This is a genomic window from Microcoleus sp. Z1_B2, assembly GCF_036700325.1.
Classification (GTDB): Bacteria; Cyanobacteriota; Cyanobacteriia; order Cyanobacteriales; family Microcoleaceae; genus Microcoleus.
Map to the genome: position 1 here is coordinate 65,342 of NZ_JAUBOQ010000031.1, position 22,174 is coordinate 87,515.

The 22,174-nt window shown below is 45.0% G+C and carries 20 protein-coding genes; 9 read left to right on the forward strand and 11 right to left on the reverse strand.

Annotated elements, in window-relative coordinates; genetic code table 11:
- Nucleotides 1–169 precede the first annotated feature (169 nt).
- Entirely contained in the window at nt 170–2,935 is a 2,766-nt protein-coding gene (locus QT984_RS18980) for an HAD-IC family P-type ATPase (protein ID WP_333338813.1), read from the reverse strand.
- Nucleotides 2,936–3,335: 400 nt separating this feature from the next.
- Between QT984_RS18980 and QT984_RS18985 the strand changes: the two genes are divergently transcribed.
- A complete protein-coding gene (locus QT984_RS18985) occupies nt 3,336–4,358 on the forward strand; it encodes a cysteine peptidase family C39 domain-containing protein (protein ID WP_333231209.1) in 1,023 nt (340 codons plus the stop codon).
- A gap of 455 nt (nt 4,359–4,813) precedes the next feature.
- On the opposite strand, the gene QT984_RS18990 is transcribed toward QT984_RS18985, so the two are convergent.
- Together QT984_RS18990 and QT984_RS18995 are read right to left on the reverse strand one after the other, a co-directional pair.
- Nucleotides 4,814–5,302, reverse strand: coding sequence for a hypothetical protein (locus QT984_RS18990; RefSeq protein ID WP_333055902.1), 489 nt, complete (start codon nt 5,300–5,302; stop codon nt 4,814–4,816).
- A 296-nt stretch (nt 5,303–5,598) separates the two neighbouring features.
- Nucleotides 5,599–6,627 carry an isochorismatase gene (locus QT984_RS18995; protein ID WP_333055900.1) on the reverse strand — a complete coding sequence of 343 codons (1,029 nt, stop codon included), beginning with the start codon at nt 6,625–6,627 and terminating at the stop codon, nt 5,599–5,601.
- A gap of 77 nt (nt 6,628–6,704) precedes the next feature.
- Here QT984_RS18995 and QT984_RS19000 point away from each other — a divergent pair, with 77 nt between their 5' ends.
- Nucleotides 6,705–7,436, forward strand: coding sequence for a TVP38/TMEM64 family protein (locus tag QT984_RS19000; protein WP_333055899.1), 732 nt, complete (start codon nt 6,705–6,707; stop codon nt 7,434–7,436).
- A 16-nt stretch (nt 7,437–7,452) separates the two neighbouring features.
- Nucleotides 7,453–8,988: a mercuric reductase gene (locus QT984_RS19005; RefSeq protein ID WP_333055898.1), complete on the forward strand. Its 1,536-nt coding sequence runs from the start codon at nt 7,453–7,455 to the stop codon at nt 8,986–8,988.
- A 253-nt stretch (nt 8,989–9,241) separates the two neighbouring features.
- Here QT984_RS19005 and QT984_RS19010 read toward each other — a convergent pair whose 3' ends face one another.
- The 3 genes from QT984_RS19010 to QT984_RS19020 all read right to left on the reverse strand — a co-directional run bounded on the left by QT984_RS19010 (nt 9,242) and on the right by QT984_RS19020 (nt 11,945).
- On the reverse strand, nt 9,242–9,826 hold the full coding sequence (locus tag QT984_RS19010; RefSeq protein ID WP_333055897.1) for a Uma2 family endonuclease: 585 nt from the start codon (nt 9,824–9,826) through the stop codon (nt 9,242–9,244).
- 70 nt (nt 9,827–9,896) lie between these two features.
- Entirely contained in the window at nt 9,897–10,745 is an 849-nt protein-coding gene (locus QT984_RS19015) for a phosphatase domain-containing protein (RefSeq protein WP_333374653.1), read from the reverse strand.
- 114 nt (nt 10,746–10,859) lie between these two features.
- On the reverse strand, nt 10,860–11,945 hold the full coding sequence (locus tag QT984_RS19020) for a T4 RnlA family RNA ligase (protein ID WP_333374655.1): 1,086 nt from the start codon (nt 11,943–11,945) through the stop codon (nt 10,860–10,862).
- Nucleotides 11,946–12,137: 192 nt separating this feature from the next.
- On the opposite strand from QT984_RS19020, the gene QT984_RS19025 reads away from it, so the two are divergent.
- Together QT984_RS19025 and QT984_RS19030 are read left to right on the forward strand one after the other, a co-directional pair.
- The gene (locus tag QT984_RS19025; protein ID WP_333208134.1) at nt 12,138–12,698 is read left to right on the forward strand and encodes a hypothetical protein; all 561 of its coding nucleotides are present in this window, start codon (nt 12,138–12,140) and stop codon (nt 12,696–12,698) included.
- 144 nt (nt 12,699–12,842) lie between these two features.
- Nucleotides 12,843–13,847 (forward strand): hypothetical protein, encoded by a 1,005-nt coding sequence (locus QT984_RS19030; RefSeq protein ID WP_333055893.1) that lies wholly within the window; start codon nt 12,843–12,845, stop codon nt 13,845–13,847.
- Nucleotides 13,848–13,946: 99 nt separating this feature from the next.
- Here the strand turns inward: QT984_RS19030 and QT984_RS19035 are convergent, their stop codons facing one another.
- Nucleotides 13,947–14,387 (reverse strand): MAG6450 family protein, encoded by a 441-nt coding sequence (locus tag QT984_RS19035; protein WP_333055892.1) that lies wholly within the window; start codon nt 14,385–14,387, stop codon nt 13,947–13,949.
- A complete protein-coding gene (locus QT984_RS19040) occupies nt 14,388–14,843 on the reverse strand; it encodes a type II toxin-antitoxin system antitoxin SocA domain-containing protein (RefSeq protein ID WP_333055891.1) in 456 nt (151 codons plus the stop codon).
- Nucleotides 14,844–15,385: 542 nt separating this feature from the next.
- Between QT984_RS19040 and hemC the strand changes: the two genes are divergently transcribed.
- The 4 genes from hemC (at nt 15,386) to glgA (ending at nt 19,422) form a co-directional block, all read left to right on the forward strand.
- Entirely contained in the window at nt 15,386–16,357 is a 972-nt protein-coding gene (hemC, locus tag QT984_RS19045) for a hydroxymethylbilane synthase (RefSeq protein WP_333055890.1), read from the forward strand.
- Nucleotides 16,358–16,714: 357 nt separating this feature from the next.
- Nucleotides 16,715–17,539: a S1C family serine protease gene (locus QT984_RS19050; RefSeq protein WP_333374657.1), complete on the forward strand. Its 825-nt coding sequence runs from the start codon at nt 16,715–16,717 to the stop codon at nt 17,537–17,539.
- A gap of 204 nt (nt 17,540–17,743) precedes the next feature.
- On the forward strand, nt 17,744–17,953 hold the full coding sequence (locus QT984_RS19055; protein ID WP_333374659.1) for a hypothetical protein: 210 nt from the start codon (nt 17,744–17,746) through the stop codon (nt 17,951–17,953).
- A 41-nt stretch (nt 17,954–17,994) separates the two neighbouring features.
- A complete protein-coding gene (gene glgA / locus QT984_RS19060; protein ID WP_333142455.1) occupies nt 17,995–19,422 on the forward strand; it encodes a glycogen synthase GlgA in 1,428 nt (475 codons plus the stop codon).
- Nucleotides 19,423–19,698: 276 nt separating this feature from the next.
- Here glgA and QT984_RS19065 read toward each other — a convergent pair whose 3' ends face one another.
- From QT984_RS19065 to QT984_RS19075, 3 genes are all read right to left on the reverse strand, one after another.
- Nucleotides 19,699–20,124, reverse strand: coding sequence for a DUF1824 family protein (locus QT984_RS19065; RefSeq protein ID WP_333231226.1), 426 nt, complete (start codon nt 20,122–20,124; stop codon nt 19,699–19,701).
- A gap of 220 nt (nt 20,125–20,344) precedes the next feature.
- On the reverse strand, nt 20,345–21,025 hold the full coding sequence (rnc, locus tag QT984_RS19070) for a ribonuclease III (RefSeq protein WP_333055885.1): 681 nt from the start codon (nt 21,023–21,025) through the stop codon (nt 20,345–20,347).
- Between the two features lie 367 nt (nt 21,026–21,392).
- Nucleotides 21,393–22,073, reverse strand: coding sequence for an NYN domain-containing protein (locus tag QT984_RS19075; RefSeq protein ID WP_333231228.1), 681 nt, complete (start codon nt 22,071–22,073; stop codon nt 21,393–21,395).
- Nucleotides 22,074–22,174: the final 101 nt, after the last annotated feature.

A 22,174-nucleotide genomic window follows, 5' to 3' on the forward strand; every position in this document is an offset into this window, starting at 1 on the left:
TGGTTTTCATTGGACTAAAATTGGCGCTTAATCGTAAGTGATTTACCGGATAGGATATGACGTGCGCTTTCAGGTTCGATTTCTGTAATACCGAGAAACCGGGTTTCTTCAAGAAACCCGGTTTCTAAACACCCGAAATTACTAATCGCTCGCACTTTTGTACAGCAGCTTAGTTGGGCGGGTCAAAGCGGTTGACGGAGAGAGCAACACCGATCATCGGCAGAGCGACGCCGAAGCAAATCAGCCACTGATCCAGATTCATCGGAGCCGTCTCAAATATGCTATTGACAAACGGAGAGTTAGCAAAGATAATCTGCAAAATTATCGCCAGGACAATTCCCACACCGAGGGCGGGAGCGCCGCTAACTTCTTCCTTAGAACCGCTAAATTTAGCAATCAAAGAAGGCAACAACTGGCTGAGACTCAACAGGTAAAAAATTCTCCCCATTACCAAGGCTTGAATCGCCATCGTGCGGGCTAGTTCTAAGGTTCCCCAATCCGCTTGGCGCACCCATTCAAACATTCCGAAAATCAGAGTCCAGTTGTAAAGAGAAATAGCGATGATCCGCTTGATCCGATTTCCGGTGAGGAAAGGTTCGTTGACCGGTCGGGGCTGCTGTTTCATGACTCCCGCTGACTTGGGCTCGAAAGCCAGGGGCACAGTCATGGTGATCGAGTTGAGCATATTCAGCCAGAGAATTTGTAGCGACAAAATCGGCAATTCTCGACCGAGGAGGGTGCTGAGCAAAATTGTCATCGATTCTCCGCCGTTGACTGGGAGAATGAAGCTGATTGCTTTGAGCAGATTTTTGTAAACCGATCGCCCTTCTTCGACAGCAGATTCGATCGACGCAAAGTTATCATCGGTAAGAATCATGTCGGCGGCTTCTTTAGAAACCTCCGTACCGCTGCCCATCGCAATCCCGATATCCGCTTGTTTCAGCGCCGGCGCGTCGTTAACGCCGTCTCCCGTCATCGCCACAATTTCGCCTTGATTTTGCAAAGCTTCTACGAGGCGGAGTTTTTGTTCTGGGGCGACGCGGGCAAAAACTGAGCCGGCTTCTACGGCTTCGCCGAGTTCCTGCTTGCTCATGGAGGCGAGCTCGGCGCCGGTGTAGGCTACAAGTTCTCTGTGGTGTTTAGTTTTGCGGAATCCCATGCGGCGGGCGATCGCCTTGGCTGTAGCTATGTGGTCGCCGGTAATCATTTTGACTTGGATGCCGGCGGTTTGACAAGCTTGGACGGCTGCGATCGCTTCTGCCCGCGGCGGGTCAATCATGCCTTGCAGTCCCAAGAAAACCAGCCCTGACTCCAAATCCGAGTGATCGACGGAATTTTGGCTTTGCGGTACTGGCTTTTTCGCTAAAGCCAAGACGCGCAAGCCTTGATGCGCCATTTCATCGACTTGGTGGTGGATTTGTTCGCGATCGACTTCTACCGGATTTCCTTGAGTGTCGAGACTGGAACCGCAGCGGCCGAGAATTGATTCTACGGAACCTTTGACGTACAAAATTTTGCCAGTGGGAGTTCGGTGCAGCGTCGCCATGTATTGAAACTGAGATTCAAAGGGAATTGAATCCAGGCGCTGCATTGACTTGGACAAAGCTTGCTGACTCAATTCGGCTTTTTTGCCCGCAGCAATTAACGCTCCTTCTGTCGGATCTCCGACGACAATCCAATTATCGTCTTTGAATTCCAACTGAGAGTCGTTGCAAAGAAGTCCAGCTTGCAAACATTCTTGCAAAGTTGGAGCTTGGCTGACAGTAATTGGCAGTTGGTTGAGTTGAATTTCACCTTCGGGGCTGTATCCCGTACCCGTAACTGAGTAGGATGCGCCGCCAGAATAGATTTCTTGCACCGTCATCTGGTTTTCCGTCAAAGTTCCAGTTTTGTCGGAACAGATGACTGTAGCGCCGCCTAGGGTCTCTACAGCGGGCAATTTGCGGACGATCGCGTGGCGATTTGCCATCCGGGAAACGCCTACGGCTAGGGTGACGGTGATGACGGCGGGTAAGCCTTCGGGAATTGCGCCGACAATCAGGGCGACTGCGGGTTCGACTGCTTCTTTAAAGGCTGAAACTCCCTCTGGGACAGGTCTGCCCAATCTGACGGCGAAGGTCAAGGTTGCCATTCCCAACACGAATAACAGCCAGTTTTGACTGAATTGGTTGAATTTGCGGGTTAAGGGGGTGGTGAGGTCGATGTGCCGATCTAATAGTTGGGAGATTTTGCCGGTTTCGGTTTTATTGGCGATCGCAATTACGATGCCGCTACCTTGGCCAAAAGTGACAAAACTGCCGGCATAGGCCATGTTATCCCGTTCTGCTAGTGGCGTTTCTTTTGGCAGAACTATGTCTCCAGATTGTCCTAATTCTTTTTCGACAGCAACTGATTCCCCGGTGAGTCCCGATTCGTCGATTTGCAAGTCGCGGACTTTCACTAAGCGCAAGTCTGCCGGTACTTTGTCGCCGGAAGTCAGGGTTACTAAGTCGCCAACAACGAGTTCTTTGGAGGGAATTTTTAATTTTTTGCCGCCCCGAATAACTGTGGCTTCAGTGGTGACAGCTTGGGCGAGGGCTTCAATTTTTTTCTCGGCTCCAGCTTCTTGGATGAAACTAATAGTAGCGTTTGTGGTTGTTACGCCCCAAATTACGCTAGCGTTTAGCCATTCTCCGATCACTGCTTTGATTAAACCTGCACTCAGCAAGATGATCAGGAGGGGTTGGTTAAATTGCAGGATAAATTTTAACCAGGCTGGTTTCCCTGCTTTAACTGTTAGTTCGTTGGGCCCGAATTTCTGTTGGCGATGGTTGGCTTCTGTCGGTTCTAAACCGCTTTCCAGGTTGGTTTCTAAGATAGTTGCAACCTTGGATATTTCTAGGTAGTGCCAATATTGCTCTGCTAAGTCTACATCGTTGGCGGATCTTGATGGCATTATTCTTCCTGAATATTGGGGGTGTGTGAGGAGCTTCGATCGCTCTTTAATAGGCACGCTAAATACAACTCAGCGCTCGTTGGAGCGTGAATATATTGAGCGGCTTAATTGTTTGTTGATTACTTTAACGGGCTGTGACTTACATCTATATTACAACGGATGTGGCCGTTTGTGGCAAGAGATGTGGGGAATTTTTTTCGGTGCTAAATCTGGTTTGGGACTTGGTGGCTAAGGTGGGGAAAAGTCGATCGAATCCCTTGACATTTTGCAAGTTTTAGGTGTGGTTGAAGAAAGGGAGGACACGGAAGTCACGGATAGACGGATTCATTATTGAACACGAGTCAGGAGTTATCGATCGCAGAAATGTTACAACCTAGTTAAGCAACAAAATTTTGAGTTCATGGAAATAGTAGTGACGCTGGTGCTGGGTTCAGTGCTGTTTGTCTGGGGAATGCGGTTCGGGCGGGTGTTAGTTCGATCGGGAGTGACGGCTAACGACTTGTTTAAGGGCAGAAATTCGATCGCCCTGCTGTTTTTGGGTTTTTATATTGCCTTGCTGCTACTGGCTCTAAATATGCCTCAAATGCCTGTTTTGCCGATCGAGTGGCGCTTTCACGGGATGCGAGTTACTTGGACTTTGCTCAGAGTGATGCTGATGGGAGTCTGCGGTATTGGGTTTAGTATAAGTTGGTTGACAGCGCGATCGCAAGTAATCGCAGTAATTTTAATTGGCTTGTTGGGATTGGGAGGATTTACAGGCGCTGAAAACTATTTTCTGGCGCCAATTTACGCTGATTTAATAGATAATTTGCGGCCAAACGGTGTATTTCGGCAAACATCTAACAGCAGTTGCGCGCCGGCGGCGCTAGCAACAGTGTTAAGGCGTTGGGGGATGGATGCGACGGAATCGAGTGTAGCTAGAGAGGCCGGCACGAGTCGCTTGGGAACTTCCATGCCACAGTTAATTATAGCAGCAAGAGCTTTGGGCGTAAATGCGATCGAACTAACGCCAACTTGGGAGCAAATTCAGCAAATTAATCGCCCCGGAGTGCTAGCAGTTTGGCTATTTGACGGCCCTCGGAAGCTACCCCACGCGGTCGCTTTGCTGGGAATGAATGACCGTGTAGCTGTCATTGGAGACCCGGCGCGGGGCAGGATTTTCTATTTAGATAGGGCAACTTTTGCCAAAGTTTGGCGCGATCAATACGTGCCGATTTTCCGGTCTGCTGATATCTTGTTAAGCAATCAGCAAGCTATTGACTATTTGAGTAAATTAGGATATAATGGCGGCAATTTAAAAGCAGATATCGAGCGCTTTCAAAAAGACAAAAAATTGCAAGTCAGCGGCAACTTAGACCGGATGACTGAGTTAATGTTGAGCGGCAGTTTTTTGGAAGAAGTCCCCAGATTGGATGGGAAATAGTTATTAAGGAATGAGAATTAAATAACTTCCACAAGATTGTGGGACGGGCGGGACGCCCATCCCACAATAACAATTAAAATTGTAAGTTATTTAATTAGCGATCCTAAAAATCATCAAGCGCCGAGGCACTCTTGACCAACAGAAAATAGGAATCATGCGGTTTTTTTTCAAACAATCTTTGAGTCATATTATGTTCGGTATATTACCCCTAATACCGTAGGGGTTCCCCTCACGGAAAATATCTGCTAATAATTGACAATCTCAAAAACCCGCCCTTTTAATCGCTCGATCGCACATGATATCATCCGTTCCTAGCGATCGCAAATATTCGATCGCCCCAGCAGATAATCGGCGATCGCACATTGGTAGCGTGGCTGCATGAAATTACCGTAAGCGTAGGCAGTTGCATCTAATTCCTGCTATATTTTTACGGTCGATCGCACCTTGGTCACGCCTCACCGTTTTTGACAGTTGGGAACAGTTGAATCCCTCATTTTAGGCTCAGACAGCTTGACTTCCCATCCAGGTAAATTCCACCAATTAACTCGCTGATTCGGCTGAATCCAAAAGTTTAGTTGTGTAATCTTACCATCCTCAAATCTGAGTGTGGGAAAGGTAGGATAACTGGTATCATCGGTTTCGCGATAAGTGCGTCCCAGGTAATTTAGGCACGTCGTTAATCCCTCATTAATTCCCAATTCTTCCACTCCCGTTCCCTTCAATTTGGCATCATCGTAAGTGAAAGAACCGTTGAATGTATTGCCCGCTAACCCGCCTTTGGTAACAGCGATCGTGAAATCGTAGGTGACGGGAACTGCGTCGGCTTGGGTTGCAGTTACAACTGTGCTCAGAAGAGTCGTGGCGATGGCTACAGAGAGTTTTAAAATTGCTCGCACACTCGCATCCCGAAACAGAACAACACTATAAATTCCGCTTTCAGCCATCGGGAAACTCCTTGATTAAACTTATATAGTCAGTGTGCATTTTGGATATGATATCATAAGCTATCAGTTACAGCATATTCCATGTAGATGTAGAGGGCGAGAAACCGGGTTTCGAGCAACAGAATCAGTAAGGATGGGAGAACTGTAAAGAAACCCGGTTTCTGGGGTATACTTCATCAACCTGGAATACGCTGTAAATGCGATCGCAGCCGAGTGCTAATCGAACAAAAATTACCGCATCTGGTTAATCATGGATACTTTTTTTGCTCTGAAAAACCCCACCTAAAAAAACGTCTTTAATCGCCCAAAATTAACTCAGTAGATTTAACCACATTCATTCCCGCCACCGCAAATTTTTGATAAGCTGCATCGGCTTGTTCCGTGAAATCAACAACACCCGGAACAACCACAGGCGAAGTGCAATCTTCCAGCAAATAAACCTTCTTTGCCAAACTCGGATCTCGCGCCAAAATTTCCGTTAACAAATCATCAATTGTCCAAGCAACGCAGTGACTTTTCGCTTGTCCGGCAATAACTACTGCATCAAAATCGAGTAATTTATCAATAAACTTAGCATTCTTTTCCGCAATCGGATTGCCGTCGAATCCCTCTAAAACTTCCGGCCGCAAAACCGAATAGTTTTCAGTCAGTGGATTCCCGCCTTTGATCTCAAAAAGTGCTTGGCTGTTGCGGGCTATAGTATGAAAAAATACAGCTTCTTCCACCGCAGAAACCAGCGCGTGTCCGATGCCACCTAACATTGAGTGATAGGGCCAAATTGTCAGGGGATATTTCCCATCGGCGCTGAGTTTTTTGACGTAGTGGAAAGCCTGTTTTTTCAGTGCTGAAAAATTAGCCCCGCTGATGCTATCGGCTACGGCGGGATTGACTTTCCAAATGCCTTTTTGGACATCTTCGAGTGTAATAGAAGTTGCGGCTGGTAGGGGGTGTTCGCCAGCTTCGTTTATCCAAAAGATTGGATGAAAAATTTGCATGGCGGTGTGGGTGTCCATTGTCGGCGCAATGGTTGTAATTGCGTTTAAATTGCGATAAATAAATTCGCACAGTCGCAGGTTATCATCAACGGCACCACTACCGGATCGCCCGCCCACAAATAATTCAAACTCGGGCAAGCAAAATGTATTTTGGGCGTCTATTATCAGCAAACAAATCTGATTTTTGTCGCTGGCGGCGGGCGGGATGTTGTGCTGTGTAGCCCAATCTTTCGCTTGGGCGGCGCGTTCTAGGTAGGGTACTCGCCAGACTTCGCCTACTTTTTTGGGGTCGAAATATTCGGGGATTGGAAGTTGGGCTGGTGGTGTCATGACGATCGCTTTTAGGGTTGTTTACAGTAATAATTTAAGTTTGGAGTATAATGCTGATAAATATTTGCGGGTGAATCATGGCAAAAGCACGAATCCAAGATTATGCTAGGGTAAAATTTAAACGCATAGTGTTGTTTTTTTCGATCGCACTTTTGCTCGCTCTCTTAATTGTAGCAACTCGCTCTGCCTACGTTCAAGATGTTTTGAGAACTCTGTTAATGCGGATCGAGGATTTAGGGTGGTGGGGGCCAGTGGCTTTTGTAGCTACTTATAACTTGGCTACTGTGCTGTTTGTACCGGGTTCGGTACTGACGCTGGGAGGGGGAGCGATTTTTGGTCTGTGGTGGGGTTCAGTTTACGTATTTGCGGCGTCCATTTTAGGTGCGGTATTTGCTTTTGCGATCGGGCGCTATTTATGCCGCGATCGCGTGGTAAAATATATGGAATCTCACCCCAAGTTTAAAGCTCTCGATCGCGCAGTTTCCCAACAAGGATTAAAAATAGTTTTTTTGACTCGTCTTTGTCCTTTATTTCCTTTCAATTTATTGAATTACGCTCTAGGAATTACTCAAGTTTCTTTGAAAGATTACGTGCTGGGTTCCTTTGGCATGATACCGGGTACAATTATGTACGTTTACTCCGGTTCTTTGGTGGGAGAGGTTGCTGCGATAGGCACGCAAACTGTGTATGCAAATCCTCAAGATTCCGCCGTAAAATGGTTGATTAATATTATCAGTTTTCTCGCTACTGTCGCTGTTACTGTCTTTATCACTCGGATAGCCAGCAAAGCTTTAGAAAAAAGTATTTAATTAGGAGAATTTGCCAATGTCACAATCAAAAGTCGATCGCGTAACTGTCCCCCCGATGGACGAACACAACCAGAAATTAGTCTCCTATTTGCATCCGCCCGATTGGGTAAATCCGCAGCCTGCTAGTTCTTATAATTTAGTAGTAATTGGCGCGGGGCCCGCTGGATTAATTGTGGCTGCCGGTGCCGCAGGTTTGGGCGCGAAAGTTGCTTTGATTGAAAAACATTTGATGGGCGGCGACTGTTTGAATGTCGGTTGCGTGCCGTCAAAAGCTTTAATTCGAGCGTCTCGCACTGTCGGCGATATCTGGGAAGCAAGTAAATTTGGTGTTAATGTTTCTGACAGTGTAGAAGTGGATTTTGCCGCTGTGATGGAACGGCTGCGCCGCATCAGGGCGGGAATCAGCGATGTTGATTCTGTTCAACGCTACCAAGATAAATTAGGAGTCGATGTTTTTTTAGGTTCTGGTCGTTTTACTAGCAATAATACAGTAGAAGTTGGGGGGCAAACTCTTCGCTTTAAAAAAGCAGTAATTGCCACAGGTGCAAGGGCGCGACAACCACAAATTCCAGGTTTACAAGAAGCTGGATATCTGACAAATGAAACTGTCTTTAACCTGACAGAAAGACCTCAGCGTTTGGCCGTAATTGGCGCAGGGCCGATCGGCTGCGAATTGGCTCAAGCCTTTCGGCGGCTGGGTTCGGAAGTCGTATTGCTGCACAAAAATGCTCAAATTTTAGACAAAGAAGATGCGGAGGCTGCTAAAATCGTGCAGCAGGCTTTTGTACGCGAAGAAATTCAACTAATACTAGAATCCCAAATAGAGCGCGTTGAGAAAACCAATGCAGGCAAAGTAATTTATTATAAATGTCAAGGTAAGGAAGCATCGGTAACAGTAGATGAAATGATTGTGAGTACAGGGCGATCGCCCAACGTCGAAGGATTGAATCTGGAGGCGATCGGCGTCGAATACGATACACAAACAGGCGTATTTGTCAACGACAACTTGCAAACTACTAATCCCCGCATTTATGCCGCCGGCGATATTTGCATGAAACATAAATTTACTCACGCTGCTGATTTTGCCGCGAGAATAGTAATTCAAAACACTCTATTTTTCGGGCGCAAAAAGCTCAGCGCTTTGACGATACCTTGGTGTACTTACACAAACCCGGAAATTGCGCGCGTCGGAATTGGGGAACACGAGGCTAAGGAAAAAGGCATTGATCTCGATACATTTTTAATTCCTTTCAGTCAAGTCGATCGGGCAATTATTGACGGCGAAGAGGAAGGATTTGTGAAAATTCACGTCAAGAAAGGCAGCGATAAAATATTAGGTGCAACTATTGTAGCGCGACACGCTGGGGATATGATAAGCGAAATTACTTTAGCAATGGTTAACAATATTGGTTTGGGAAAGATTGCTAGCACAATTCACCCGTATCCAACACAAGCTGATGCAATTCGGAAAGCGGGAGATGCTTACAATCGCACTCGTTTGACTCCGTTTGTGAAAAATTTGTTTAACCGCTGGCTGGCTTGGACGCGATAGTTTGAACTGTATTGAATCAACACCAGGTACAATTGAACCGTAGGGGCGGGTTCACCAACCATCTATGGAAAAAATTAATAATCTCCTAAACCCGCCCCCACCCGATCGCAAATACAAATTTACCATTAATTTATTGAATCAAATGTTGATGTAAAATTGGGCCGTGGCGGGGCGGGTTTATCAGATTGTTTGATTTCTGTTCGAGATTTCGGTGAACCCGCCCCTACAGAGATTGCGGTTTCAATCTTCCCATTTACGTTTCTGTTTCTGTTTCCAATCCAACACCTTCATACAAAAGTGCGATCGGCAAATCAAACCCAATACTTGATAAAGTGATAATCTCCCCAGCAGTGTAAGAATAGTACAGCCACATTCTCCCCTCTCCCCGACAGTAACGCTCAACAAAAATCTTTTGTGAATCAATCAAGATATACTCTTGCAAAGTCGGAATTTTCAGGTAACAAGTGAATTTTTCATCCCGATCTTTAGCACTTGTACTGGGAGAAAGAACTTCCACAATGATTTTAGGATTCTGAATGAAATTGCGTGAATTAATGTCTTCTGGATCGCAACTGACTATCACATCAGGGTAGTAGTAACGGCTTTGAAAACTGACTTGCAATTTCACGTCTGATACGTTCATCCGACAGCCTGTGGAACGTAGATGCGGGCGCAATGCAGTGTAAAAGTTAAGTGCAATATCGTTATGGGGAATTGTACTACCCGTCATGGCAAAAACTTCGCCGTTGACATATTCGTGGCGAATCTCTTGTTGAGCTTCCCATTCGAGATATTCCTCAACGGTCATTTTTTGGGGTGCTTGGGGAATGGCTACCATAACAATTTTTTTGTCACTGTTACTTTGATTATAGCATTAGGCATGGGACAATTTTCAGAAAAACCATAGGTCAAAAATCCCCTTCATCTACTTGGAATACCGTCAATCCCAAGCCTCTCCACATATCAACAACTTGCTGGCGATCGTCCAAAACAAACTTTATGTTATACTTTCCATCAATATGCTGCCGATAGAATTCATCTTTAATAATCGCATCCTTCCTCATATCTCCCGTTTTCCGCATATAAAGAGCAGCATAATTGACATCGTACTGCTGCAACCATTTTTCAGTTTGAGGTTGACAGTCATCTGTGCGGCCCGACACTACAATAATATGGGCGCTGGTTTGCCACTTGCGAACGGTATCTAAGACGGGCTGATTTGGTAAATCGCGATCGCACGTCGAAGCATCAAAAGGATTTCTACCGTTGAGAAGTGCCAGCGTGCCGTCCATATCAACAATAATTGCATCCGGCAAATCCGGGTTATATTCCGGCGGCACAACGGGAACCCGCACGTACTTATTGTACATCTTCATTATCACATCTTTGCCCACCGAATTAAGCCTTTTCAAATCCCGTTTAATACATTCCTCAACCGGAACTTGCAAGAAAGAATCATTAACTTCGACAACAGCTTTCCCTTTAACCAACTCCTTGATATGCTCGATGTGAGGCCCAAAATTAGTATCATCAACAATGACGTGCTTGCCACTTTCCAAAGCCATCAAAATAATCGTATCTCTCAACTGCACAATAAACTTTTCATTCGCCGGCGACCAATGAGAAGCATGAGCCATTTCTCTGAGCAAATCTTTATTGCTACGCACCCACTTTGCAGGTTCCGCTAGCAGCAACTCCCTAGCAAATTGAGATTTTCCCGAAGCAGGTAAACCGACAAGTACAATAACTCTTTTCATGGTAATTGGTAATGGTAATAGATAATTGGTAATTGGTAATTTGTCACTTAAATTTTTAGTCCGCGTAGGCGGAATTTGTTTGTGTAGGAGCGATTTAAACCGCCGATTGTCTGCTCACAAACCTAAATGGATGTAATCTAAACCCAATAACTCTTCTATTTTATGAATAGTAACATCACGGAGAGCTTCTTTCACTCCCGCAACTCTTCGGGCCCGCAAAGAAAACAAAATCCCGGAATACGGCAAATGTTTCACAGCTAAGGCAAAATCTTTCTGAACTTCGATATGTTCGTGCTGTCGGTAAGCTTCCTCGATTTCTTCAACCAAAGATTGATATTTGTCCTTAACTTTTTTATACAACTCACTCCATTCAGGAAAATAAGCTAAAAACTCTTCTCCTTCATTAGTTAAAACAATTTCTATCATGCGGCGGGTCGAAAACCCTTCACGAAGATGGGAAATCGCGACATATTGCGGAGACTTAACTTTAACTCGGTTAAAGTTAGCGTCGCAGATAATATACCCTTCCGAATTCATCGGATCTAAATGTTGAGCAGCTTCGATAACTTCTTTCCAGCTAGTTAAAGGATAGGATGCTACCAATTCCCAGCCGTATTTATTAGCCCAAATACTCGGATCTGTTTCTAGCAGCGTTTGAGTGTTGCGAACCCCGTGCAGCACGATTTGATTGTTTTGTTGCTGGACAACTATTCTATTGTAAGGCGTCATCAACTCAAAGATAAAACACTGGTCGGTTTCTTGTGGCAATTGATATCCCAATTCTTGCCAAACTTTCCAAAAAAGTTCGGCAAAGCTGAATCCAAAACCGTTAACTTCGCCGGCGGCGTCGGGAGTGCCACTAGATTGCACTCTCCATTCTCCCTTGTAAAAATACAGTACAGTCAAAGAACCGTCTAGTTTTTGGTAAACTTTGGCATTTGTCCAATCAATTGCAGCGGCGTGAATTTCTCCGTAATTAAAAAATTTGTCGTAGGGATAAGAAACTATCTGCCAATCTTGAGATGAATCTAAAATAATGCCTCGGCACTGCTGGACTATTTTTTCGCCCAGGGGAGATTCTATCTGCGAGTATTTCAGACAGACTAAATCGGGATATTGGCGGTGGCGGGTAACTTTGATATGATAAGTTTCGGACAAAGTTTCCAATCCGTGCTGACGTAAATACTCTTGTAGTTCCACCTTCGATTCCTAAAATTGTCGCCTTTTCTATTTTATCTGTAACTGCATATTTTAGGGCATTTGTAAAAAAAAAGTTAAAGTTGCTTTTTTGCGGAATGCCTATTGGGAGTTTGGTATTTTCGAGTATCGTTGTAAATAGGTGAATGTGCTTCACCGAAAAACAGGACTGTTTCGACATCAGGGAAAAACACAGTGAACAATAAATTATTACTTTTGGCGACTTCGGCGTGTGTATTGACTGCTTTAGTACCTGTATCGCGAGTTTTTGGTGCGTGCGAATTGTCGCAGCTACCGCCGGAAACAAAATCTGTTGCTGTAGCGGGTACGGCTGTTCCGGTAAGTCAAATTTTGCAAAAGTTAAAAGGCAAAACACAAGTACCAATTTTCCTCCCCAGTCGGCTTCCTATTTCGCAGAAGCTTTACTATCAAAGTCAAGCGAAAACAGACAGCTATACTATTTCTATGGAGTATACAGCAGATTGCCGAGGTGCGGGAGCTTGCAGTTTTGGGGAAATTAGAGGTCAGAAAGGCGGTGAGTTTTCTACCAAAGTAGAAGGGGTAACTAAGACTTTAAAAAATGTTCAACTGGCTGACCGAGTGAAAGGAGTTTATCATAACGGTTGCGGGGCTTACTGCACAGCAACTATCGAGTGGAAAAGTCGGGGTTTTATGTATACCGTAGCCCTTAAGAACGGACGAGAATCTGATTTAATTTTAATAGCAAATTCTGCTATTCTAGCTCGGAAGCGTTAAGTTTTGTAGTGGGGAGGCACAACTTTTATCTGTAGGGTGCTCGGTGCGTACCTGACCGTTATTGTATGATATATCTTAACTCGCACTCGCCTCTTACAAGATGCTATGGTTTTTTTGCGCTGACCTACTTAGGGGGAAATCAGGATGAGGAGAAGATGGCTATTTGCGGCGATTTTTGCTTGTGTGGTGACTGCTTTTACTATCGCACCTTTGACACCAAACTCAGCGTTAGCAAGGACTGAACTCCCCATTACAGAAATCCGCTGGTTTAATTATTCCCCTGAAGATAGCTGGCAACCGATACAATTTATTGTACCCGATCGCAACACTGCAAAATCTGCCAACGGCGGTAAGTTGCGATTGTACGATGTTCATATTGCCAAGATGTTTGAGATTTCTCATTTTCTGTGCGATCGCGATCGTGCTTCTGAGGGTTACAATTGGTCTTATCAAGCGGAAAATGGCAATATTGAGATGGGACGCTTCAAAATTAGCTGCAATCTCGCCCGTTCCATAGCCACAGCTTACGGCTTAGGGAAACCCGAAATTACAGTGATTCGCCGCAACTTCAACCTCACAAACGGTCGCCCTTCTTTTGCGCTAGAAAAATACTCGATTCCCACTTTTAACATTGCTAAAAATAGAGTTGTGCAGTGGAGGAATTTTGTCCAAAAAATTCCCCCAATCCCCGATAACTCAGGTGCAAAACAGGCTAACAGTCGTTTTCCTGCTAGTAACATCTTTAGACAAATCAAAGGCAAAACGCGAGTGCCTGTTTTTCTTCCGAGTAGACTTCCTTTATCAGACATTCAGCAACTTGATTTTGATGTGCAAGCGGGGGCCGACGGTTACATTGTGGGAATGTATTTAGGCAAAGGATGCCGTGCGGGAGCCTGTTATTTCGGCACAATCGAAGCTAAAAGAAATGAACCGTTTTCGCCTCCTTCGCAATTGCCACAGGATACTTACAGAAGCGTTGAATTGGCGGGCGGATTCAGGGGGATTTATTTCAATAATTGCGGTGCTTACTGCACTGCTTTTGTTGAGTGGCAAAGGCTGGGGGTGCTGTACCGAGTCACAAGGAAAAACGCACGGCAGCAAGAAGTTGTTCAGATAGCGAATTCGGCACTTCAAGCAGGGCAACGTTAAATTTGGGTGGGAAATGGAAAAGGTACGCGCGAGCGAAGCTATCTTCCCGCAGGGGTTCCCGAAGGGTAGGGAATCGACCTTTTTCACTCCTCATAAACTTTATTCTGGACAAACAGAATGGTCGCGGTCAAACCAAATGATGTAGTAAACAGACTGAACGCGAAACCCAAATATCCGTTTTTTCTCATCAATTCGCATTTCGGATAACCTCTCATCTTCAGGAATATTGTCAGGCAAAGTCGGATGAATGTTAATCAACTTATAACCAGTTCCCACTGATTCACCTCGTTTTTTTGATCCGTGACCTTTGATTTGGCCCCAAGTATATTTCTCAATTTTCTTTAGCCCTTCAATTAGGTCAGTGATTTCTGATGATGTCCAGTCAGACAAAAGCCAACGATTTTTATCTGCATAGGTAAATCTGAAGCTAGGATGCTGATCATCTGTACTGCTTGGTCGATTTAACTGAGTTGCTTGCTCTGGAATTCTACTTTGTTGCTTTTTTTGAGATGGCTTGGGTATTTGACTTTTTTTCCCCACTTACGCCTCCACCAAAGGTGCATAGCAGGATTTCATATCCTCGTGGGAGATGATTTGAGTTGAGGTTTCGGCGGGTTCTAATCCCTTGCGGGCGTTGAGCCAAGGTGTCTCCGATTGCGTCAATTCTGCAAGATGTTTAGCACTTAATTCTCCATAAGCATTCCAAACTTCTTCGAGAACCTCGATCTCATCTTCATCAAATTCTGATTCCAAATTATCGGGAGCAGGAATATCGCTATATTTGTAAGCTTTGTACTCATCCCAAACATCGCGGACAATGGGGCCGGAAACCCAAGCTTCAATATCTTGATCAAATAGCGGCTGGCTTCTAAAGACTAAACTCCAAGCTTGTGCATAATAGACGAGCTTTTGCAGTTTCAGAGGAGAAATGGTATCGCCTGCTTCTCGATCGACACGACATAAAAAGTAACGAGCTACTTCAAGAGCACTTTTCATAGTTTTAGGATTTTAGTAATTTGACAAATTCACTTTTGATGGTAAGCTATTTGGTGGCTTTAGAAGTACGATCGCAACTTCGATCGCCCTTTTCCCCTCGCAACTACATTTCTATCCCCAAATCTCGCAACCTTTGAGCTAATTCTTTCTCGCAGCAGCTAAGCTAACTCCTCATGTCAAGCAGGTTCATCCGGCTCGACCCTAGGTAAATCTTACATCGCCCGCAGGCTTTGCTTCAGAATGTCGATCGCCCCCGTGCCAGCGACGCCCAATGCTAGATGGGAAACATCATCAGGAATCACTGCTACGGGCAGTCCTACCATTTTAGATTTTAGATTTTAGATTTTAGATTGGCAATGGCTTATTATGTAAAGGTTTGGAGCTTGCCTACCGTTGCATCCTTTTTTCAAACAGGCGGTCAAAATCTGGTATTTCTCTTTTATCGCCCGAATTATCCCAACCAGCAATTAAAGTCCCCACCTGCGGTACGCTAGATCAGGTGAATATATTGGCTGATTTCAAGCTATCCTCCGATCGATCTTATGTCCCCAACCACATCTGCCCCTTCCCGAACCGTTCGCATCGGTTCCCGCAAAAGCCAACTCGCTCTCGTGCAAACCCACTGGGTGCAAGAACAGCTACAGAAACACTTCCCGCAACATACTTTTGAAGTCCACACCATGTCCACCCAAGGGGACATAATTCTTGATGTCGCCCTCGCTAAAATTGGCGATAAAGGACTTTTCACCAAAGAATTAGAAACGGGGATGATTAACAATGAAACGGACTTTGCCGTTCATTCCCTCAAAGATTTGCCTACCAATTTGCCCGAAGGTTTAATTTTAGGATGCGTCACCGAACGGGAAAATCCCGCTGACGCCCTGGTAGTTCACTCCAAGCACAAAGACAAGCAACTCGACACCCTCCCAGAAGGTTCAGTAATCGGCACTTCTTCCCTGCGGCGGCTAGCTCAACTGCGACACCATTTCCCTCATTTTGAATTTAAAGATATTCGCGGCAATCTCAATACTAGACTCGCTAAATTAGATGAGGGCGGTTACGACGCGATTATTTTAGCAGTTGCCGGCCTCGAAAGATTGGGAATGGGCGATCGCATCCACCAAATTATCCCTGCTGAAATCTCCCTTCACGCCGTCGGACAAGGTGCTTTGGGCATCGAATGCCGCGCCGGAGACACAGAAATCATGGCACTGATTAAAGCTCTCGAACACTCGGAAACCGCCCAAAGATGTTATGCTGAACGCGCATTTCTGCGGGAATTAGAAGGCGGCTGTCAAGTGCCGATCGGCGTCAATACTAAAATAGAAAACGGTCAATTAACCTTAACCGGAATGGTATCGAGTCTCGACGGCCAGCGATTCGTCAAAGATAGTGTTTCCGGCGCCGCCGAGACTGCTGAAATGATCGGAATTGACCTCGCTCACCGCTTGCGCCAACAGGGTGCTAGTGCAATTTTGGAGGAAATATTTGTCGAAGTTCAACGTGGTTCCTAAAGGCGATCGGCATCTCTTTGTCAATGCTTTTAGACGCGATATATCGCCTTTTGTAGAATAAAAATAACAGGCGGTTTGCTTTGGCAAAACAGGTAGAGTAGCAGTCTGATTGTAGATTTTTGATGGGATTTTAGGTAGGACTTGCGCGATAGATTTCAAAAATATCTGACTAATTTAGGACGCTCCGCACGGGTGTTAAGCAACCCGGTTTCTGATGTAAGTCTCGCTGTATAGCCCAAGATTTATGGTAAAAACCGGTTTTTTTTCGTAAGTCCTAGAGTTCTTAACCTCTCCATCCAAAATCTACAATCAAACATCCAAAATTAATCAGCAATTTATTTCAGGTAAAAGCCCACTATGAGCGCTAGAGAAACTCAATTAAAGCTGGAAGTGAAAAAGGTTCAGCAACTCTATAGCAAAATGCAAGCAGACCAACAAGCTTTGCAGAAGCAATTGAAAGAGTTCAAAACTCAAGCCGGAAGTTTTTCGGATGTAGTCGAGCAAGTCTTGCCGTCCGTAGTTTCAATTTACGTCATGGATTGGGATACAGAAGAAGAGATTTCTTCAGGAAGCGGGTTCTTTGTATCGCCGGACATAATTGTCACGAACTATCACGTTGTAGAAGATATTGCCGATGAAGATTACTTCTATGAAGAAGATGAAATCGAACAGGTTTTAGTGGAAACTCATGACGGAAAATTGAGATTGGCAGAGGTGGTGTTTACTGGTAATGCCGAAGAAGATTTAGCATTACTCTTAATTAGCGATTTTACCTTCGACCCGAACACAGGGGAACAAGTGGACTCTCCCCAAGAATATCCTCCCCTAGAGTTGTCTTTGGATGTGAAAGTGGGTGATCGAGTAATTGCTGTGGGCAATCCTTTGGGGCAGTTTGCTTCAACTGTAACTCAAGGTATTGTGAGTGCAATTCGCGAACCAGAGGAATATGAAGAAGGCGACGATGAAGAAGATGTTGCTGAGGTGAAGGTGTTGCAAACTGATGCGGCGATTAATCCGGGCAATTCTGGCGGCCCGTTGATTAATATGGCTGGTCAAGTGGTTGGTGTGAATACCTGGGGATTGGAAGATGCCGACAGTATTAATTTGGCGATCGCCTCTGAAGCTTTGGATGATTTTCTAGCGGGATTTGAGGAGACTATTGAGGACAATTCTCAGAATTAGTCGGTAGCTGTCGGTAGATTTTATCCCACATTTAACCACCAATGTAGGGGCGGGTTCGCCTAGATTTTTGACACCACAGACAAATGATAAAAACCCGCCCCCACCCCACCCAGAAATTAAGAATTAATTGTATTTAACGGTGGGGGAAATGGTCGATCGGGGTTATTGGTTGGGTGGGGGCGGGTTTATCAAGATTATCGGTGGGTGGCAAATATTTTGGTGAACCCGCCCCTACAGATTTTATTCAATATTTATCATAAAATCGATCGCTCTTTTTTTCACCGCACAGCGCCGCCGATAAACGCGGATGGAAAAAGGGCGATCGCATTCTTGAGTAAAGTGCGATCGCTACAGCAACTCAGATTTATACTTGTTTTTGAAAGGCGCGTTAATATTGTGCCACTCGCCATTTAAACTTAATCTAGAGTAACAATCTCAAGGAACACAAAAAAATAATGCGTATTTTATTTGTATCCGCCGAAGCATCACCCCTCGCCAAAGTGGGCGGTATGGGCGATGTCGTCGGCGCTTTGCCGAAATTTCTGCGGCGCATGGGCCACGATGTCCGCATCTTCATGCCCTACTACGGTTTCGTCCCCGACAAAATGGACGTTCCCAAAAAACCTGTTTGGGATGGATCTGCCATGTTCCAAAGCTTCTCGGTGTTTGAAACTGTTTTGCCGGGAACCGATGTACCTTTATACTTATTACAACATCCATCTTTCTTACCGCGCCGCGTTTACGGCGGTGTAGATGAAGATTGGAGGTTCACTTTCTTTGCCAATGCTGCGGCTGAATTTGCCTGGAATCATTGGAAGCCCCAAATTATCCACTGTCACGACTGGCATACGGGGATGATACCTGTTTGGATGAGCCAAGATCCCGATATCAGCACGGTTTTTACTATTCACAATTTAGCTTATCAAGGGCCGTGGCGCTGGCGTTTGGAGCAGATGACTTGGTGTCCTTGGTATATGCAAGGTCACAATACAATGGCTGCTGCAGTACAGTTTGCCGATCGAGTAAATACAGTTTCGCCGACTTACGCCGAGCAAATCAAAACCCCAGCTTATGGGGAAACTTTGGAAGGTTTGCTGTCTTACCTCGGCGGTAAAGTATCGGGCATTTTGAACGGAATTGATACAGAATCTTACAACCCAGCAACTGACAAGTACCTCCATCAACAATTTAGTGTTGATACTATTGAAAAGCGCCCCGCTAATAAAATTGCGCTGCAAGAAGAAGTCGGTTTGGAAGTGAATAAAAATGCCTTTTTGATCGGCATGGTGACAAGGCTGGTAGAACAGAAGGGATTGGATTTGATAATTCAAATGCTCGATCTGTTCATGGCCTATACCGACGCTCAATTTATTGTACTCGGAACGGGCGATCGCTACTACGAAACCCAACTCTGGCAAATGACAGCCCGCTATCCCGGTAGGATGTCCACCCAACTACTTTACAACGAGGCCCTCTCCCGGCGCGTTTACGCAGGCTGCGACAGCTTCCTGATGCCCAGCCGTTTCGAGCCCTGCGGCATCAGCCAAATGCTCGCCCTCCGCTACGGGTGCGTGCCAATGGTTCGTCGCACCGGCGGTTTAGTCGATACCGTTTCCCACAACAACCCGATCGACAATACCGGTACCGGTTACTGTTTCGATCGCTACGAACCCCTAGACTTGTTCACCTGCATGATCAGAACTTGGGAAGGTTTCCGCTACAAAGATAAGTGGAGAGAACTGCAACAGCGCGGCATGAGAGAAGATTTTAGCTGGGATATTTCGGCCCGGAAATACGTCAACTTGTACAGCGATATTTTGGGACTGCCCCCGGAAGAAACCGCACCGGCACCAGAGGCAGAATTGATCGTGGGTAAGGGTTAATCTTCGTAAGGTGCGTCAGTCGCTGTTTGATTCAACTGAATCGAAGGGCGGGCTGACGCACCCTACAGCTTAGTAAGGTGCATCAGTCAATCGATTTTAGATTTTAGATTTTAGATTTTAGATTGAAGCATTGACGCCACGGATAAATTCGGGGGCTTGTATCCTGGATGCTTTCAGTGGGTTTTTGATTCAATTTAATCGATCGACTGACTACGGACTACGGACTACTGCTACTGACTAATGACTACTGACTACTGACTACTGACTACTGAGAAATTAATCAAATAAATCGAGAGGTAAATGACCGTAAGTTCCACTAACTCCATCTTCTGAGGAAGATTGACAAGAAATCAAAACGCCCCGGTAAGTTCCGGGATAGCCGTCAACATAATACGACCCCTTCAAAGTATTGAACTTAATATAAACCGAACCAGCAAATGAAGTGACTGCATTGGGATCTAAAACAGCTTGATATCCCAAAGCTTTCAAATAAGCTTCTAAAGCTAAAAACCCCTCATCCGTCGAAGCAGCGCACACTCCCAACATTTGATAATCCGACAAACTTGCTACCAGCAAAATCGCTTGACGGAGTGCCTGTTTTTCCAGCGGCGATGCTACAGATTGCATATCCAGACAAGTGAAATCCTTGAGGATTTGGTGTGCTTCTTCAACAGTTAGGGTAGTCTGGTTTTGAGTAGACATGAATTGCTCTGATATTTCCCAAAATTACGATCGACACTGGGGGTACTCGTCAACGAATTTCTGCCCTTGCAACCCTCGATCGACGGCGGTAACACTTGCACAAGTCCTGATTATAGACCATTGTGTGCTCTGGCCATCAATTCGGGCGATCGTCTTCGAGGGCTGGGCCAACGCCGGAAGCGCACAAAAAAGCTAGTAGTTTTTACCCATGTTTTCAAGTTTAGATCAATCCGCGTTTTTTCAGCTTTGCTAGCGCATCTTCAGCCGCATTTTTCTCAGCATCTTTTTTGCTTTTGCCTTTACCTTCTCCATAGAGTTTCTCTGCAACATAAACTTTAGCGATAAATTCCGGCTTGTGGGGTGTGCCTCCTGCTTGGACTGTCACATATTTGGGGGGAGTCGTGTCACCGTTGGATTGTACCCATTCTTGAAAGCGATTTTTCGAGTCTACAGTCGATCGAGTTTCCACAACATTTTCTGGCACAGAATCAAACATTTGCCACACAAACTGGCTAACTTTGTCCATATCTTGCGTATCGAGATAGTAAGCGCCAATAAATGCTTCAAAAGTGCTGCTTAGCAAATTTGGGTTGGTAATTCCACCTTCTCGATAAGCTCCTTTTCCAAGGCGCATTTTTAAGTCTAAATTGATTTCAGTAGCAAATCGGGCTAATTGTTTTTCATCTACTAATGCAGAACGCCGGCGAGTCAGTTGGTCTTCTCCCATTTCTGGATGACGCTGATAGAGATATTCGCCGCTGAGAAAAGTCAGCAAAGCATCGCCAAGAAATTCTAAGCGTTCGTTGTCTTCTTCGCGGAATGTGGGGTTTTCGTTGACGTAGGAACGATGGGTTAGTGCTTGGCGCAGCAGTTTTTCATTTTTGAATTCGGGAAGGGTCATTTGTATTTCTTTTGTTGGATTAGTTAAGGGCATGGCAATTCTGTAATGGTTATTCTTTTTGGAGTTGGGTGTTATTATTTGGACATGAAAGAGCCGCAGATAGCGGTTGGTTTGGAGAATCTAGTTTATCAAATAAACAGGATTTTTGCTATCTGCGGCGAGGTAAATTTTAACAGATATTTGCCAGTTCTACTATTAGCCCGTTAGTCCGTCAGTCCGTCAGTCCGCCAGGGGTTAAAACCCCTGGCTCATAGCTAAAGTCCTCTAAAGAGGACTGAAAATGGTGTTTTTTTAACGGTAATTCAGTCGGTTTCAACCGACTTTAGCTATGAGCCAGGGAATTCATTCCCTGGCGGACTGTGCAACTTTATGCAGATAATCTGTCTGCTTCTATTACAAACAATTGCTGATCCTGCAATCGGATTTTTCCATCTTTCACGGCAGCCTTAACCAACTCGCTAAAGCGTGAAAATGTTTTTCCCTGATGTTGGCAGACAAAAGTTACTCCCTGATACTTGGGAAAAAGCTGCAACATTAGGTTGTTAATAAAACCTAATCCTGTACCCTTCCCTTTGCTTAATGCTGTTTTGATAGCTTCGATCAAATACTCAACAGCCTCATTGTAAGTGAGATGACACTGAACATTTTCTATTTGCTGCTGAGTTTTGGCTACTATCAAGCTAGGCAATTCATCAAGAAAGTGAAAATCACTACCTACAAGTTCTTTCAGCTTTTGTTTAACATTACCTCGCTGAGCAAAGACTATAACTTTTTTGCCACGATCTTTTAAATTGCGAACCAAGTTTACAAAGTCCCCATCTCCTGATACAAGGATAACTGTATCGGGAGGCCGATGGCTGTAAATATCATTAAGACAGTGAACCATCAATTGATTATCAGCACTATTTTTTAGAGGACAGGGAACATCGATACATTTAAAACCAAGGCTTTGCAGCTTGTTTTTTGCAGAGACTTGATCGGGACAGAGTGAATTGTAGTAGACTTTTGCCTCAATCAAGAGCCCCTCAAATTTGGTCAATTCTAGCAATAGACTACCTAGAATTTGAGTTAACGGGACTTAAACAAATTTTAAGCCCAAACAAAGCCTAAACTGGCTTTATAAGCGGAGAATACGTCCCAATTTTGGTT